The organism is Shewanella sp. DW31, assembly GCF_015767295.1.
In the GTDB taxonomy this organism is placed as follows: Bacteria; Pseudomonadota; Gammaproteobacteria; order Enterobacterales; family Shewanellaceae; genus Shewanella; species Shewanella oncorhynchi.
On the sequence record NZ_JADWMP020000021.1, the window covers coordinates 49,427 to 65,681 of the forward strand.

The following is a 16,255-nucleotide window of genomic DNA, read 5'->3' on the forward strand; positions in this document are numbered from 1 at the left end:
ATGTCTTCAGGATACAAGCTCTTATGGTTAAACGGTCCATTGCAAGGACGAGAGCTATCTTTGCCTCTTGGTAACTTAAGCATCGGACCCGATGGTGATGTGTTAGCCACACTTGAACACGTAGAACAAGTGGATTTATTGATCGATGAAGCGGGGGTTCGGCTGCAGTCTTGGGTACCGACTTGGATAGCTGGACAGCCTATAAGCGAAGTCAATATGTTGCCATTGGGGCAAGTTATTGAACTCGCTGGTGTGGGTATCCTCTTAGGCCATTGCACCGATGAATTACAGCAACAGGCAATACCATCACATTTTCAAACAAAGGCAAAGAAGTCGTGGTGGTTACTGGCGATAGTTTCAATGCTCTCTATGGTGCTATTAGCGACAGTGTTATTAGCTCCTGCAAAGATGCCTATCGCCGAGTTGACACAAGCACAATGGTTATCGCAGCAGCTGCAGACCGACGGTTTAAACGGAGTTCAAGCCCATTGGTCAAAAGATGGCGTGGTGACACTGAGCGGTTTTTGCCAAGATTCACAACGTATGGCGCAGTTTCTCGGTGATATCAAAGGACAAGGTATTTTATTTATAGAGCAGACCACTTGTGGCGATCAGTTGATACGTAATGTCAAAGATGTCTTAGTCCAAAATGGATTTGCCAATGCCCTTGTGACCTTAGGTAGTGAGCCCAGCAATGTCATCATCTCAGGCGCCATTCAGTCAGGGGAGCGCTGGGATAAAGCGGTGTCTAGCTTGAATAACCTGCCCGGACTTGTTAATTGGCAAGTTAGCAATCAGGTTGACAGTCAGCTCAAACCGTTAATCTCCGCATTGCGAAACAAAAATTTACTGGTTGGTCTCATGATAGAGCGGATCAATGATGCCATCGTCATGACAGGCAAAGTCAGTGAACAACAACAGCAACAGATTATGACTGTTGCGCAAGGATTAGAACCAACGCATGCCAATGGATTGAAGTTAGTATTTCAAAATATTCCAGTACAAAACGAACTTAATCATTTATTAAATGCTTCTGTGGTGACCTATGGTGGTAATGCTCAGTCTCCATTCATAGAGTTATCGAGTGGTGTTCGGTTATCAACGGGTAGCAAATTAGATAATGGTTATGTCGTGGAGTATATGAACATTCATGGATTAGATCTCAGTAGAGCCGGTGAGTTAATTCATGTACCACTTATTTTTTAGGAGGCATTATGTCAAGAATTACACAGCTTGAGGATGATATTAAATCACATAATTACAAACAGGAGGCTTACCATAATAGACTAGCTAAAATGCGCAGTAATATCTTATCTGGTAATAGTGGAACAATTCCATTGTTAGATGAAGCTATCAATGCGGCAGAAATAGTTATAGACACACTTGTTTCACGTTATAAAAAATAGCTTTAAATTTTAATCTAGTGGTTTGACCAGTTTTGTTTTATTCCCATCGTTTTTAGGTATCTTCAATACATAATAGTATTAATATATAAGTCAAGGGGTTAGTTATGGATATGTTCAGTGATATAAAATCAGTTATGCAAGATCTTCAGCAACGTAAAGCAGCACTTGGAGAACATATTAAAGAATTTCAAGCGCTACAAGAAGAAATAAATCTTCTAGTTGAACGTTCTGATAGGGATCCTGAAGCATTAGCTAAGCTGATTAAGTTAAAGAATGCATTCCCTGGTGGATTTGAATCACAGCAAAATACTGTTATGAATAAAGTCAGTGAATTGGAACATCATTTCAAAAGTCTCGAAACACAATTTAATTTGTTAGGTAAAATAGAATCTGGCGAGGTTGATAATGATATTGACTCAACTTCTAAAGAAAAGGTGATTGACAAGGTTAAAAAAGTTAGAAGTTATATGTAAGTTCAATAAAAATCATGCTTAATTTAAATAATCAATGAGGTGTTATTATGGATATTTCAAATGTAGGTAATCAAGGCACTAGCATTATTAACTCTCAACAACCTGAAAGTGTCAAAAATCAAATTGCTTCACGCGGTGATTCAGTACTCTCAGGGGGAATTGCAGTCTTATATATGTTTATGAATCTGCTTTCTGAATTAGCCGATGCTAAATACAGTCAAATGCAGCAAAAAGCTGATGTTTCTCGTCAAGCGCAAGATATGGCAAATCAGGTTGATGAGGTCATTGCAAACGTCTCCAAAGATGGTGATAAAGCCGTAGGTAAACTTCCTGATGATGTCGTGAAATACATGCATGATAATGGTTTCACCATAGATGGTATGACCATCGATAAGTACCTGGCCAAGAATGACCCCGACGGTAAAGGGTTAGATAAAGGTAAGTTACAGGCGGTGAAAGCGGCGTTGGAATCTGTATCTAACCGTGCCTCTGACTTCGTTTCACAATCTCAGCTACAGCTGCAAAAAATTATGCAGACTTACAACGTTACCGTCAGTTTATTAAACAGTATGCAAACCATGCTAGCGGAGATGAACAAGTCGATTGCACAAAACATTCGTTAATTTAGTGCGATATCGTTTTTTGTTGGAGGTAATCATTGTGGAAATTACAAATGTAGCAACTCAAGGTACCAGTATTACCAACAGTCAAGCGTCGGATGAGGTGAAAGCTCAGATAGCGTCTCGCGGAGATTCAGTGCTCTCTGGAGGTATTGCAGTACTGTATATGTTTATGAATTTGTTGTCAGAACTGGCCGATGCTAAGTATGGCCAAATGCAGCAAAAGGCCGATGTGTCGCGCCAAGCTCAAGACATGGCGAATCGCGTCGATGAGGCGATAGCTCAAGTCGCGAAGCAAGGGGATAAAGCCACGGTAAATCTGCCTGCTGATGTCGTTAAGTATATGAGTGACAATGGCTTTGAAGTTGATGGCATGAGCATCTCTGCTTATCTCAGTCACAATGATCCCTCCGCTGTTTATTTGAAAAAGTTACTAGACAAAATTGCCGCAGCTGGACCAGAAGGAATGCAATCGGCGAGTTGGCAAGATGTGATCAGTTATATGGATGAACACGGCATCAAGGTCGATGGTCAGCGTTGTTGTGATTATATCTGGGGTCTTCCCGAAGTCGGACAGCAATCATGGCAAAGCATCAGTAAGGTACATATGCAACAGATTGCCAATGCCCTTGGCGCTGCTGGAGGTCTAGATAAAGGTAAGTTGCAAGCGGTGAAATCGGCTTTGGAATCGGTCTCAAATCGTGCCTCTGACTTTGTCTCCCAGTCACAATTGCAACTGCAGAAAATTATGCAGACCTATAACGTGACCGTCAGTTTACTCAATAGCATGCAGACCATGTTGGCCGAGATGAATAAATCCATCGCCCAAAATGTCCGTTAGGGAGTCAGTTATGAAACAGGAAGAATTTGAAGTAATTGAACACTTTCTGCAACGGGGAGGCTCACTGCGTATGTTGGCTGACGTCGAGCAAAGTGACTTGAATGTGTTGTACCAATACACGTTGCAGTTAATGGCTTGCCGTGATCAACAGGGGGCGAAGCGGATCTTTTACCTCTTAATGCGCATAGACCAATGGAATTACGACTACTGCTTTTCTCTAGGAATATGCTGCCAGCAGTTACACGAACATGAAGAGGCCATTTTCTGTTTGGGCCGAGCTGGGATGATCAAAGTCGATAATCCGTTACCCGCTTATCATGCTGGTTTGAGTTACTTGGCGTTAGGTAACCATGATTATGCCCAGAGAAGCTTTAACGCCAGTCTACGTTGGTGTGAAGGCCACCCCGAGAGCACAGGGATTGCCGCCAGTGCACAGCGCGGGCTAGCCACACTCGCTAAGGAGAATTCCCATGTCAATTAACAGTGTGACAGAAAGAGGCCCTGAGAATGTGTCGGCCAATTATGCTAGCGCCCAGGCGCATGCTGTTAGCAAAGCAAGTTTGCCCGACTGGTCCATGCCTGTGACGCTCACTCAAACTGAGCATAAAGATCAGCATCAAGGTCCAGTCACAATGAAAGATGCACAAAGGGCATTGCAGCGTATTTTAACGCCCTTTTTTACCCCAGATCCTAAGACGGGCACTGTTGGTGGATTGGGATCATTGAATTCATTAGAAAAAGCGTCCATGGATTCCATGGTCATGATGGCTGCGAATCTCAGTATTTCGACCTTCGCAGACACAGCAAGCTCGGCCATGAAAGCTAGCAAGATAATGACCGATACTCAAGAGTTCCTGCGCGATAAAAAGGTGAAGGAATATCAAGAGCAACTGGCAAAAGCCATCGAGCAAGCTGATAAGGCCCACAAGGGTGGAATTTTCGGAGCTATTTTCGACTGGATTGTCGGAGCGGTTGAGGCCATTTACGGGGTAATTAAGTTGGTCGAAGGCGCCTTACGCTGTGCGGTTGGTGATGTTGCGGGGGGCGCATTAGAAATTGCCGGAGGTGCTGCCTATCTCGCTGCAGGGGTTGCTGGCATGGTTAAAGCCGCGGCAGAAACCGCCATCTTATGTGGGGCAGATAAAGATAAATGCCAGAGCGTAATTGATGTGGCAGGCAAAGTGCAATTAGGTTGCGAAATAGTGGGCATGGCACTGGATATCTTCCAAGCAGGGCGGGCAATTTCAGCGACACGTTCAATTGCCAAAGGTACAGAAACGGCGATGAAGGAAGCGGCTCCTAAACTCGTTGATGGTATTACTAAAGGTTCTACCGAAGCGGTCACTAATGTCGCGAAAGAAGTTGGTAAGCAAGTTGCCGAACAAGTTACTGACCAAGTTATGGCCAACTTAGGCAAGGGTTTAAAAGAAGCCGCTGAACAGGGGGGACGTAAACTTGCCAGCGGTCTGATGGATGCCTTCAGTAAAGAGGCGATTGAGCAACTCGTGACTCGATCTGTCGAAGAAGTCGGCAAACAGGCTATTAAGAAAGGCGTCCAGGTCACTGCCGAGGAAATCACTAAGCAAGTGGTGAAAGAGGTTAGCCATGAAGTGATTAAAACGGCAATCAAGGCATGTACTTTTACGACCTTAGATGTGATCCGTGCGACCGCTGGTGCAGGAAAAGCGATTACCGATGGCAGCATAGCCGTTGAGAAAGCCAAACTGCAAAAGCAAATTGAAGAACTGATTTTAAAACAGAATTTCTTAGAGTTTTGCTACGAGTGGTACGACAAGGCTAAAGAACAGCAAATGAAAACTGTAAAAGATCTGATTGAAAAACAAGGCGACAGCTTAGACGGTGCCAGTAAGGCGATCAGTCAGAGTGGCGCACTACAAGCTCGTATCGCAGGTTCAACAGTATAAGTGAGGTTTACCATGACAGATATCAACATTATTTCGGGCCAAGGCCACACTCCAGCGCCCGTTAACACAGACAAGACTGATCAACTGAATGACAACTGTGCCAGTGACGGTATGGATGCTATCTCGCAAATTAATGATCTTATGCTGAAATTGGCCGAGATGTTTAAAAAATTACGCAACGTATTACAGGACTACAACGTTAAGCAGCAACAACTCGGTTGGGACGTACAAATTGCCTCTATGGACGATAAACGTTCCGCCATTGATAAGGCCTGCGAAGCGAGTATCTGGACTGGTGTATTAGAGATCGCCGGAGGCGTGATAGGTATGGCAGGGGTTGGGTTATCGGGCAAGTTTGGAGATGCTGCGACTCACATGAGTGGGGCGTTTAGCAAAGGGATTGAAGGCACAGGCAAAGTGGTCGGTGCCAATATAAGCAAAGAGGCTGAACTAGAGCGCACTATCGGTGATTTTAAGGCGAGTAACGCCCAGAGCTATATCAAGGGTGTTAATGATCTGAATGATAAAGCAAAGCAAATTTCGGAGCAGATGCGCTCCTTGATCAAAGAGCTCGTCGAATTGCACGGCCGCATTAGCTCGGCAGTACATAACTAGCAGTGCTTCTATTCAACATCATTAAGTGTTAGGTCGAACCGGCCTAACACTAAGGAGATCAATATGGATAGTGTAAGTCAATATCTTGCCCGTCAAGGGGTGACAGTCAGTCCTGCTTATTTTGAAAACAGCCAGTTTGAATGGGGAAAATGTTGGGATAGTCCCCATTGGTCGATGGTGTATCGCGTCGACGAAAACACACTGACCATTTGTGACTTTTGCAGTAAAGGCAATACCTCGGGGGTCAGCAGTGCGGTTTTACAGTTAGTGGAACAATTACGTGATTTAAGGCGAGGTCTGCCGGATATTCAGCAGATCCGCGGCATGGTAATCCATGATGCAGGTAGGCCTGCACAACGTCTCGCTCGTCAGGCACTGAGAGAGGTATTGCTCAAACAAGGCGCCAAGGAAGTTAATCAGAATGGCGAGACTTGGTTGGTGTACTAGGGCAAACAAAAGCCGTTCATGGGCATGGTCAATTAAGAGGTAAAGATTATGACTGTCGAAGTCGCATTAGGTAGGCAACATACCTATCACTTTAACGAGAGCCGCTTAGAGCGGGTTCTCACCGCCAACACTTTAGATGAAGCGGGGAAAATGGGCTTACTGGACAAAATTCTTGATTGGTTTCGTGGTGGCGTGAAACTCGAAGCGATACAAGCTTTATATCAGCAAGTAACCCAGCCTGGCGTGCTCACTCCTTCCCAAGTGGCACAAAGGTTTTGTGCATTACGTAATTTAGCGGTCGATCAACATCAAACCAAATTTAAATTAGCTCTAGGCGACAATGGTGAGCAATGGCGTATGTTGCTAAGTATTGGTGGCCGTACAATTTATCAAACGGATAACCGCGATATAGACACACATTTCTATCAAGTTGCCGCAGTGAAAACCACAATAACGGCCAGTGATGACTTACGAAAAATGGCCTCTTCACTCACGCTGGAAAAGTATATTGAAGGCAATATTCAATGTATGTCTGACAATCAAGTTGTACAACAAGCCTTGCGAAATAGCTTGACAGATCCTCGCTTTAGCAGCGAAAAGTTTACTGGAATTCTCCCTAATGATAGCGAAGCTGCGACCTTTGTCGCTCAATTTGGCGATCTTCAGTGGACCTTCTCTAATCGCGCTGAAACAAATGGTGAATTTCGCGGCGGTTTACTTAAAAACGCTTTATCTTCAATTTATTATAAAAATATTGGCGACTTGGTGGCGAAAGGTTTTATGAGCTGTGAGGATAATTTTCTGCGTTATGCCGTCACACCATCTCGTTACGAATTACTTAATTACGTTACTGCTCATGGCATGGAGGATGAAGGGCTAATACGAGTGCTATATCAGGCCAAAGTAGGTAATACCAATTTAGGGGCTCTTTATGGTTTACCCGCCCCCAAAGATGCACCGCAACTAGACAATTTCGATGATTTTGTTTTATGCGATGAAGATATTAATCTTGGCGAATCCCAAGCGGATGTTTATGCCGATGAAGCTACATTCTACCAAGGTATAGGGCAGCACCAAACCACCACCATAGGTGATAACTGTTATAAATTACTTCAGTTGGATATCAATGAAGGCCTGCATTATCTCGCGACTAAAGCTAATCCGTATAAATTTCACGGAGGCATGCAGAACGCGTTCGACTACCTTGTTGGACGCAACTCAGGTGCGATTGCATTACGTAATTCTATAACATGCGCTAAGGCTGTCGATGTCAATATGGGACTCATGTTGGCTCGACAAAATGATAGCGTCGTTCCGCTCAAGTTTTGGGAAGCGATAGACACGAGAGCGGGTGTTATCAGTCAAGTTACGGCTCAGAGCCAAACGATAGGGTTATCGCCTGAACAGTCTGTCTCATCATTACTATTTAGCGCCTTGCCTCAAGGAAAGCGGGCCATAGTCACTGTCCCTGTCAGTGGGGGGAAAGATTCCCATGCCATGAATTTTTTTCACTTCGATTCGGGTAAATGTTTTTTGGTCGATGGACAAAATGGTAAAAGCTATGATCTTCAGCACCCAGAGGATCGCACCGCGTTAGATAGCCAATATAATGCTCAGGGCCGAGACCTAGCACCTATCACACTCCATACCACAGGAGACTTGCCGAAATTTTAAGTAGATAAGGCATTCAATCGGATAGTTTACGATTTTCTCGTTATTCAGATACAGGATAGCAATCCGATTTAAGACACTTATTCGCGAACATTTACCTAGCTAAAAACGAATGAGCATCATCTTTTTTTCATACTAATGGATAGATTTTCGCATTGTCGAGTGGATCCCCGTAAATGCATTTAAATTGAACCGCTAAAGGCACCTCAAATGATAAATAAAGAGATTGAATTAGATTTTGAAAAGCTTGAAGCAGCCTGCAAGTTAGCCTTAGTCGAACAACAGACCTTAGCTGAACAAGCTGGCTTAACGAGTCAAGATCTCGAGCTAATTTACCTATCAGGTACGAGTAAATATCAGGCAGGCTTACCCGCAGAAGCGATTGTCGATTTTACCTATTTGGTCATGCATCAGCCTTGGGATAGACGTTTTCATCTTGGACTGGGGTCTTGCCTACATTGGCTAGGTGAATACCAGCATGCCTTGACCTTCTATGGTTATGCACTCGTGATGGATGCCTGCTCTCCCGACGCGAGTTTCCGCATTGCGCAGTGCTTTCTGAGCTTAGATGATGACGCCTCGGCAATCGAAGCGTTACAGATGGCCATCTCACAGAGCTACAGTAAGCCAGAGCACCATTTTGTGGGGGAGCAAGCACAGCAATTGCTTAGTGCTCTCAATAATCAATAGACAATAGGATTTGCAATCTTCATTTATATTATTGAAAGAGGTTTATTATGAATGAGTTAACACATGTTCCTTTATCATCCCCGACTTTAAGTAGTTTAGATTTAGTCAGTTCGGCCCGCGCCTTGTTAAAAACACAATTAGGCAGCTTTGATCCCAAACAAGTGCCCCTGAGCTCTGAAGTCGACGGTAAGGTCACTGATATTCAATCCAAGGCACAACTGACTCGGGATGAAGCTAAAGTGGCTGCCGATGAGGCTAAAAAAGTGGGGGTAGATCTGGCCAAGTCCGGCTTTTTTAGTAAGCTCGCTTCGGTGGCTTTTGCTGGTATTGCGCTTGGCGTGTCTATCGCTGCCACAATACTCACGGGGGGGGCAGGGGTTCCCTTATTGATAGCCTCTGGCGTTGCTTTTACCTTAGCGGTCGCCGACGCGGGTTGTGCTTTTGCTGACTGGCGTAGTAAAGCGGCTGGGGGAGAAGGACTCGCCATGGGCAGCGATTCCATTGCTAATGCGCTAAATATCTTGTTAAGCAAGATGGGGGTAAATGATGATAGAGCACAGTGGTGGGGCAAAGCCGTTTCCATTAGCTCAAGAGTTGCGCTAGCAGTAGGCACTTTATGGAGTGCGGTGGTATCTCCTCCCTCTCTTCCCGCGCATATTGCTGGCACCGTTAATATGGTGAATATGGCCCGTAGAAGCGCCGAACCTGTCGTAGAAGGGGTTATCGGTTTAGTGAACCATACCTCGACCAAGGTACTGGATAAGTTAAAAGGCACTTCTCAAAATAAATCATTCGAAGCAGAAGTGTCTAGCGTAAAAGCATACCAACTGCGTCAGTTACAAGCCTCTGCCCTTACACAGCAAGGTAATATGAAACTCAGTGAGGTGCAGTTAGCACTGAAAGAGAGCCAAGCCAATGAAAAAACGGCGCAATTTGATGCCGAAATCCGTATGAAACAGAGTGAGCGATTCAGAGGAACTAATCAAACATTACAGCAACAACTTGCAGAGAAAGAGGGATTGCTACTGCAGAGTCAAAATCAATTTGAGCAACTACAGTCACGCTTCGATAAATCCAACGTTCAACTATCAGGCGTGATGCAGCAGCTACAAATGCTACAGCAGCAATTAGCAGAATTACAGCCTGCGAGAGCTAGAAATAATAGCTTTAGCTAAATCAATAACAGTCCTTAAACAATATAGCGAGGAGACAATATGTTAAGCAGTAACGCCTTTAACGCTAGCATAGCGACTGGGTTAGGCCGTTTTTCTCCCTCAGAGAACGCAAGGCAAGCAATTCGGTTATCGCCAGATCAAGCGATAACTCAAAGACAAGCGATTAAAGACCAACACATTACGCAATTATCTGATGCACTATGGCTTAGCAGAGACGGGGATACTGTGGTGGCAAAAGCATGTAAATCCGCGTTTAATGCCCTGGGAACGCAAGCTGATAAGCAAGATGCCGCTAAGCAGCACATCTTATGCTATGCAGCCCTAAAGTTAGACAAATTGATCCAGCATGGCAGTTATCTTGCGAGTCCTAAGGTGAACAAACAGGTACTGGCTGATATCGCTACTATGCTCGAAATCGATAGACACAGTGCAGGCAAGAGTGCCCTTGAGAGCGCTGCAAGGGTCCTAGTCGATAGAGTACATCTCGATCGAGTAGAACACGTAGATCCCGCAATAATGACCGCAGTTAGAGATAGATTAGTCTTAAAAACACTCCATTGTTTGACCGAGAAAATGAATCGGGTCGTCGATAAACATATTGAAAAAAAGGGGTTATACGGAAAAGAGGGCCATAGTTTCAGTTCTGCACAAATTGACCATAAAGTGTATGACCTCCTGCTAATTCATAAACAAGTTCAACGGGGTCAAGATCTTAATGCATTACGCAGTGGCTTAGTCTGAGTCATTACGGACCGTCAGCAAGGATGCTGGCTAGTATATCAATCGTTTTCTTTTTTAGTCGTTCCTTCGATTCTTATCCCACGGGTTAGTTTCTCATAAGTCGTTGTTGACGCAGCTGCATTTAAGCGAATTCAGATCTCAGGTTAACACCTGATGTCAACCTATCCGCTCGCGTTTCACAATGAATCATAGTTTGCAGTAAGGGTTAATCCATATGAGTGCAATACAAATAATTTTGTTTCGACAGCCAGGGAAAATCCACTATCAGGGTGAAAATCTAGCGGTCGGCAGTAATCAGTTAGTTGTAACCACTGAGGAGGCAACAGCTTCTGCTTTGAGTCGTGACAATTGGATGAGCATCTTTTGTTATCCAGGTGAGCTACACGCATTATTTCACGAAATTGCCGATCTGATTGGCCCGAGTGCTGAGATGAATCGATTTCAACCAGAATCAACAAAAATACTCCCTGTATTTGATGAGTTAAGCAATGTCATTGAACAGTTGAAAGGTAATCATAATTTATTGATTAAGTTTATTTTTATGTACTGTCTTGGCATGGATAACCGTTACTTTTCCGGTTTAATGCGTTACTTCTTAGCCCATAACGACAAGATGCTGAGCTATCTTGAGGGCAATTTTATGCAACCTTGGCCAGTCACACGCTTTGCCGAAAATTTAGGCATTGAAGTACGCCGACTCAATTTCTTGTTTTATAAAAACTATGGTGTATCGGCAAAGCAATGGTTGTTAGAACGGCGCTTAAGTTATGCCCGTCAGCAACTGATAGTGACTGAGAAAAAAGTCGCCGATATTGCCTTAGATAGTGGTTTTAGTAATCACGCACATTTTACCGAATCGTTTAAGAAACGTTATTTATGCAGCCCAACCGTACTGCGTGCAACCTTTGTATAAGGAGGTCCCATGGACTTAAGTGCCATAGTTAATCAATTGTCTCAGCTATCGACGCGCTCAGCTCAAGAGGTACAGGCCAAGATGTCTGCAGGCGATTTGACCGATCCCGACAAGATGATCAAAGCCCAATTTGCCATGCAGCAATACTCTAACTTTGTCGGCTATGAGAGTGCCATGATAAAAGCGATTAAAGACATGATCCAAGGGATCATTTCTAAGATTTAACCCCCTTCGATTGCAAGGAAAAATTATGTTAACCAGTGCCGATAAACAACTGTTAGTAGAGGCTGCTATTGCCGCCTCAAACCATGGTCTAACATCGCAAGCCTATGCTTTGCTAGCCATTTTTCCTCAACTGATTAGCGATGATGAAGACAGACATATTTGTGCCAGCCTTATTTACTTTGGTTTAAATGAAAATACTAAAGCATTAAGGGAATTAGCCTCTTGTCAGACTGAAGCAGCCCAAGGATTAAGGTTTTTATTTTCAGGTTCAGGCCCAACAGCTGGGCGGAGTGAAATTATTTCACAGATGTTACGTGGAGGTTCCAATGGAAATTCATAGCCTAAGTCAGCTTGCTAAAGTCACCCAGCAAGCCAGCAAAACTACAGAAGCAGACCCTAACTTAGCAAGCCAGTTTTCACAATTAATGCAATTAGGGGGATCGGATATAAGTCAGGCGGTGAACATCGCAACTCAGCCACAGGCTTCGGGTTCATTACAAGGTGTGATACAGAGTGCTGAAAGTCACGGAGTCGGCCACTCACCCTCTCCAGAGGCCATGTTAGGCGGACAGCTTTTGATGGGTAAAGCCATAGTTGAGGTCGATCTGGCGGCAAAGACTGCGGGCGCCGTCTCCCAATCCATAAACAAATTGGTGAATATGCAATGAAACATTTTAAATGGTCAATATTGTTGCTCGTCTTCGCATTGACTGGATGCAAAGTCGATCTCTATCGAGATCTTCCACAAGATGAAGCGAATCAAATGGTCGCCCTGTTGATGCTTAATCACATAGATGCCAGTGCTGAAGCGGATCAAAAATCAGGTAATGTGTCCTTAAAAATAGATAAAGATCAATTTATCAATGCCGTTGAATTACTGAGACAAAATGGCTTTCCTAAACCTCATTATGCCAATATCGAGGATTTGTTCCCTTCGGGTCAGTTAGTGACTTCACCCGCCCAAGAGGAAGCGAAAATGGGTTATCTAAAAGAGCAACAACTTGAGCGTACCTTGTCGAGTATGGATGGGGTGATTAGCGCTAGGGTGTCTATTGCTGAACCTGCACCCGACTCAGGGCGTCAGATTGCACTGACTAAGTCGGCCTCCGTATACATTAAATATTCACCTCAGGCTAACTTAACAAATACGGAAAATCAGATTAAGAGCTTAGTGCAGAATGCCGTTCCAGGACTGAGTTACGACAATATCAGTGTCTTTTTGCAAGCTGCGAGTTATCGCTATCAAGCAATTACCCAGCCCACTAGCAGTAGTTCATCTCAATTTTTAGCCCAGGTCGAAGCGTACAAGTTACCATTAGTGATCAGCTTATCTGGAATAATGCTACTCAGCATAGGCGGTATGTGGTGGATGAGACGTAAGTAACCATAACAATTGTTGTTTCTGGAGGAACTATGGAGGACTTGACCCCTAATCAACCACTAATACGGGTCGAAGCTACTGGCCAAAACAAGTTAAATCGAGTTATATCACCAGCATTATTGGCCTTCAATCGTCTCGTTTGGCAACCTGTTGCGACTATGCATCCGAGCTGGTGGCAAGAATTACAATTAACTCTTTGGCAGGCACAGTATCAAGCGGGTACCCGATTAGCGCAGCGAATCGAAGCAGTTGTGGTTTCCCGTTATGGTTTGGCAGGTCAAGATTTACCAAAGGAATTTAATGAGCTCGAGGCTAACCTGTTAGCCTGCCGGCATAAACTCAGTGCCATAGTGACGGCGTTGGGGCTCTTTCTCCTCAACCGCCCTGATTATGTGTCATTACGTGAATATCGTGATGCCTTGCATCAAGAGTTAAGCCAAGCACAAATTCAACAAATTTGGAATTTGTGGCCCCAGAGGCCCCAACTTACAACATATGTCTATCGAGACGAAGTGACTGCGACAGAGTTAGTTGGCGTAGCCCAGGCCTGCGCTATTAACCTGATAGGACAATTATGGGGAAACAAACCGTTCTGGCGGGCATTAGCCTTGACCTTACCTGTGCAAGCAACATTGCCATGTAAAGCGGACTCCCTAGCACCTATTTCCTTAGATATTCCTCGCTGGTTAATGAGATTGGAGCGACTACTATGAACCCATTTTTAATTGAGGTACGCCCTTGCGAGCTCCGTCGTGAAGGCCATCATTTGATCAGCGCCACAGCGTTACATCGGGCGAGTGAGTTAGCGGATATGGAACACTTAGTTCGTACGCGAATTGCCAAAGCACTCAAAAAAGCCCGCCGTCAACGCGATGCCGCGCAAACTCGTAGTGAGCAGATACTAGAGCAAGCACAACAGGATGCCCAAGCGCTTAGCGCACAGTGGCAACAGCAAGCTAAAGCTGTGGCCATCGATGAGGCCATTAGCTGGCATTATAACGAAGCCCATTTAATTCAATCGCTTACCGATAAATTACATGCCAATATTGCCGAGCAAATTAAAAAAGTGCTGACGACTTGGATGCAAGAACATGAGTTGTCTGCATTTCTAATCAAACGGTTATCCGATCAAGTCTGTGAACGAGTAGGGCAAGGTGCCTTAACACTGCTGGTTTCAAATGATGATTTTGCCGCGCTAGCCAAGGCATTCGATGGCCGTATGACAGTGCAAGTATCAGCGGAGTTAGTCTCTGGACAGGCCGAATTAAGTTCTTCGACTATGACAGCTAAAATTGATCTTAATGAACACTTACAGCAATTACTGGCGGCGTTTGTCCCCGAACCATTAAAGGGCGTTGGCTAAGGAGCTTATTATGGTGCGTATCGATGGTGCCAACGCAGTGGATTTTCATAACACAGCGAGTGTTAACGAAACCCATGGACAAGTGTTTCCGGCAAACAATGTAACAGACATGGCGGCCGCAGAATTAGCGGAAGTGCGTTCTGAAGCATTGGAAGAGACCATGGAAGGATTAAGTCTCGGATTAAGCAGCCATTTGAAAAAGTTAACCTCAGGTAAAGAGCCAACAGATCCCCGATTTACAGCACTCGAGCAGTTACTGCAACAACTAGGAGACACGCAAGCAAGCACAGTCAATAAACTGGCCGAACAGTTTGCGAGCTTAGGCGATGGTGATGAGATCCTCTCGCAACTTAAACAATTGGGTTTAGACAGCGGTAACATGATGCTATTAATGATGGCGCTAGTCATGTCGGGAAAATTAGGTCAATCCGCCCATAATAAGCTACGCAAATTACTGACAGAATTACTCTCGCAAGAAGGGGCTGAAATAGCATTATTTGCCGCCCTTGAAGGCGTTGCACTCGATCATGCTGGTTTGCAAGCCTTGCAACAACTTTATCAACAAGCGGTTCGAGGCGATGCCGGCCTAGCCAAATGGTTTGAATTACTTCAGCATCTTCCTGACCGCCGTAAGCGGATCCGTGTGTTGCTTAGAGCACTATCTGAACCTCTGAGCGATCAGCACAGCGGGAGAAACATGGTCAAGATAGCAGCAGCGGTAGATGACTTACGTCGATTGCTTATTTTTCTTACGATAGAGGAACATTGCTATATGCTCGCCCGTGCGACTCAGCTTGATGGTGAACAAGTGTTAAAAGTCACGTTACAACTGACAGAACAAGCTTGGGTGTATCCCCAATGGATAGATGAACAAATACGACTATTACCTTTAATGCCAGCAAGACGATTGGGATTTCTGCGGCGCTGGCGGGAACTGCTGAGTATTATTCCTCTGGCATGTTTTCGCGATCCAGAACAGAAAGAACATATTGAAGAGGCCATGTTGGGCTTACTCGATGACTGGTGTGATCAGGAATAATGAGCATCTGCTAATGTTAGCGTAACGCAGAACTCAGGCAACTGTGATGATATTACAGGAAAGATCTACATTCAGACCATGTGCAATACCTATACAGTCCATTTGCTGACGCATGGTTGCTTGATTGATCTGCGAGATTTTTTGCCGCATAAGACTCGACACTGGCCCGTAATACAACAGGTATTTAAGTTAGAACTCGATTAGTCTCAGGTGTACACCTGATATTCATTCCTCCTGACTCAGGACAAACTTTCATCAAGGTCACACTTTCACCAATTGAGGGGACGCTAGATGAATGTACATGACCAATTATTAGCTCAGCTCGGCCAAGCACTCGGCTTACCATTAGTGTTTGATGCTAATGGACAATGTCTGCTAATGCTAGATCAAAAATTAATGATCTCTATACGTTACGGCGATGCGCAATGGACCTTTTATTGCATGCTCGCTCAGAAGCCGCAGCTGACTGAAAACCACTATTGGCAAACTTGTTTGCAATTGAATCTCAAACTTGCCGAACAAGGTAAGGGCTGCATCTGCTATGAGCCTCAGTCCGATGCTTTGTTATATTTAACATTTATTCCTATGCCAGCTAGTTCCCCCCTGCTCAGCGAGTTTCTCGGTGACTTAGTCGACACGTATCAAGCTCTGCAGAGCCATGTTGAAACCGAAATGACTGGGACAACCTCATCAATAAATACCATAAATCTTAGTGCGGGGGGGCAATAAT

The 16,255-nt window shown here is 44.6% G+C and carries 22 protein-coding genes; all 22 read left to right on the forward strand.

Translation table 11 applies throughout. The features are described from left to right. The 22 genes from sctD to sicP all read left to right on the forward strand — a co-directional run bounded on the left by sctD (position 1) and on the right by sicP (position 16,254). Entirely contained in the window at positions 1–1,206 is a 1,206-nt protein-coding gene (gene sctD, locus GWI56_RS16640) for a type III secretion system inner membrane ring subunit SctD (RefSeq protein ID WP_198573547.1), read from the forward strand. A gap of 8 nt (positions 1,207–1,214) precedes the next feature. Next, positions 1,215–1,406, forward strand: coding sequence for a hypothetical protein (locus tag GWI56_RS16645; protein ID WP_198573548.1), 192 nt, complete (start codon positions 1,215–1,217; stop codon positions 1,404–1,406). A gap of 104 nt (positions 1,407–1,510) precedes the next feature. Next, positions 1,511–1,879 (forward strand): hypothetical protein, encoded by a 369-nt coding sequence (locus GWI56_RS16650; protein ID WP_131525044.1) that lies wholly within the window; start codon positions 1,511–1,513, stop codon positions 1,877–1,879. A 47-nt stretch (positions 1,880–1,926) separates the two neighbouring features. Then, positions 1,927–2,502, forward strand: a complete 576-nt coding sequence (locus tag GWI56_RS16655) for a secretion protein EspA (protein ID WP_006081435.1) — start codon at positions 1,927–1,929, stop codon at positions 2,500–2,502. A gap of 37 nt (positions 2,503–2,539) precedes the next feature. After that, positions 2,540–3,340, forward strand: a complete 801-nt coding sequence (locus GWI56_RS16660; protein ID WP_168826761.1) for a secretion protein EspA — start codon at positions 2,540–2,542, stop codon at positions 3,338–3,340. Between the two features lie 10 nt (positions 3,341–3,350). Next, positions 3,351–3,821 (forward strand): SycD/LcrH family type III secretion system chaperone, encoded by a 471-nt coding sequence (locus GWI56_RS16665; RefSeq protein ID WP_198573549.1) that lies wholly within the window; start codon positions 3,351–3,353, stop codon positions 3,819–3,821. After that, complete coding sequence (locus GWI56_RS16670) at positions 3,811–5,265, forward strand: type III secretion system translocon protein (protein ID WP_168826763.1); 1,455 nt, start codon at positions 3,811–3,813, stop codon at positions 5,263–5,265. Before GWI56_RS16665 ends, GWI56_RS16670 begins: the two co-directional genes overlap by 11 nt. Positions 5,266–5,277: 12 nt before the next feature. After that, positions 5,278–5,880 (forward strand): pathogenicity island effector protein, encoded by a 603-nt coding sequence (locus tag GWI56_RS16675; RefSeq protein ID WP_028759295.1) that lies wholly within the window; start codon positions 5,278–5,280, stop codon positions 5,878–5,880. A gap of 63 nt (positions 5,881–5,943) precedes the next feature. After that, positions 5,944–6,327, forward strand: a complete 384-nt coding sequence (locus GWI56_RS16680) for a secretion protein (RefSeq protein WP_198573550.1) — start codon at positions 5,944–5,946, stop codon at positions 6,325–6,327. Between the two features lie 48 nt (positions 6,328–6,375). After that, complete coding sequence (locus GWI56_RS16685) at positions 6,376–8,001, forward strand: hypothetical protein (RefSeq protein ID WP_198573551.1); 1,626 nt, start codon at positions 6,376–6,378, stop codon at positions 7,999–8,001. Between the two features lie 207 nt (positions 8,002–8,208). Next, entirely contained in the window at positions 8,209–8,688 is a 480-nt protein-coding gene (locus GWI56_RS16690; RefSeq protein ID WP_173246820.1) for a SycD/LcrH family type III secretion system chaperone, read from the forward strand. A 47-nt stretch (positions 8,689–8,735) separates the two neighbouring features. After that, the gene (locus GWI56_RS16695; RefSeq protein ID WP_198573552.1) at positions 8,736–9,863 is read left to right on the forward strand and encodes a hypothetical protein; all 1,128 of its coding nucleotides are present in this window, start codon (positions 8,736–8,738) and stop codon (positions 9,861–9,863) included. A gap of 39 nt (positions 9,864–9,902) precedes the next feature. Further along, positions 9,903–10,604 (forward strand): hypothetical protein, encoded by a 702-nt coding sequence (locus tag GWI56_RS16700; RefSeq protein WP_131525052.1) that lies wholly within the window; start codon positions 9,903–9,905, stop codon positions 10,602–10,604. 214 nt (positions 10,605–10,818) lie between these two features. Then, the gene (locus GWI56_RS16705; protein ID WP_012197144.1) at positions 10,819–11,517 is read left to right on the forward strand and encodes a helix-turn-helix domain-containing protein; all 699 of its coding nucleotides are present in this window, start codon (positions 10,819–10,821) and stop codon (positions 11,515–11,517) included. Between the two features lie 9 nt (positions 11,518–11,526). Beyond that, positions 11,527–11,742 carry a type III secretion system needle filament subunit SctF gene (gene sctF / locus GWI56_RS16710; protein WP_012197145.1) on the forward strand — a complete coding sequence of 72 codons (216 nt, stop codon included), beginning with the start codon at positions 11,527–11,529 and terminating at the stop codon, positions 11,740–11,742. 25 nt (positions 11,743–11,767) lie between these two features. Then, positions 11,768–12,082: an EscG/YscG/SsaH family type III secretion system needle protein co-chaperone gene (locus GWI56_RS16715; protein ID WP_012197146.1), complete on the forward strand. Its 315-nt coding sequence runs from the start codon at positions 11,768–11,770 to the stop codon at positions 12,080–12,082. Further along, complete coding sequence (sctI, locus tag GWI56_RS16720; protein ID WP_131525054.1) at positions 12,069–12,410, forward strand: type III secretion system inner rod subunit SctI; 342 nt, start codon at positions 12,069–12,071, stop codon at positions 12,408–12,410. Before GWI56_RS16715 ends, sctI begins: the two co-directional genes overlap by 14 nt. Next, the gene (sctJ, locus tag GWI56_RS16725) at positions 12,407–13,126 is read left to right on the forward strand and encodes a type III secretion inner membrane ring lipoprotein SctJ (protein ID WP_012197148.1); all 720 of its coding nucleotides are present in this window, start codon (positions 12,407–12,409) and stop codon (positions 13,124–13,126) included. Before sctI ends, sctJ begins: the two co-directional genes overlap by 4 nt. 29 nt (positions 13,127–13,155) lie before the next feature. Further along, positions 13,156–13,836, forward strand: coding sequence for a type III secretion system domain-containing protein (locus tag GWI56_RS16730; protein ID WP_198573553.1), 681 nt, complete (start codon positions 13,156–13,158; stop codon positions 13,834–13,836). Beyond that, positions 13,833–14,486, forward strand: a complete 654-nt coding sequence (locus tag GWI56_RS16735) for a type III secretion protein (protein WP_173497239.1) — start codon at positions 13,833–13,835, stop codon at positions 14,484–14,486. The genes GWI56_RS16730 and GWI56_RS16735 overlap by 4 nt, the downstream gene beginning before the upstream one ends. A gap of 10 nt (positions 14,487–14,496) precedes the next feature. Then, on the forward strand, positions 14,497–15,525 hold the full coding sequence (locus GWI56_RS16740; RefSeq protein WP_028761714.1) for a TyeA family type III secretion system gatekeeper subunit: 1,029 nt from the start codon (positions 14,497–14,499) through the stop codon (positions 15,523–15,525). Positions 15,526–15,816: 291 nt separating this feature from the next. Beyond that, positions 15,817–16,254: a chaperone SicP gene (gene sicP / locus GWI56_RS16745; RefSeq protein ID WP_028761715.1), complete on the forward strand. Its 438-nt coding sequence runs from the start codon at positions 15,817–15,819 to the stop codon at positions 16,252–16,254. Position 16,255 lies beyond the last annotated feature (1 nt).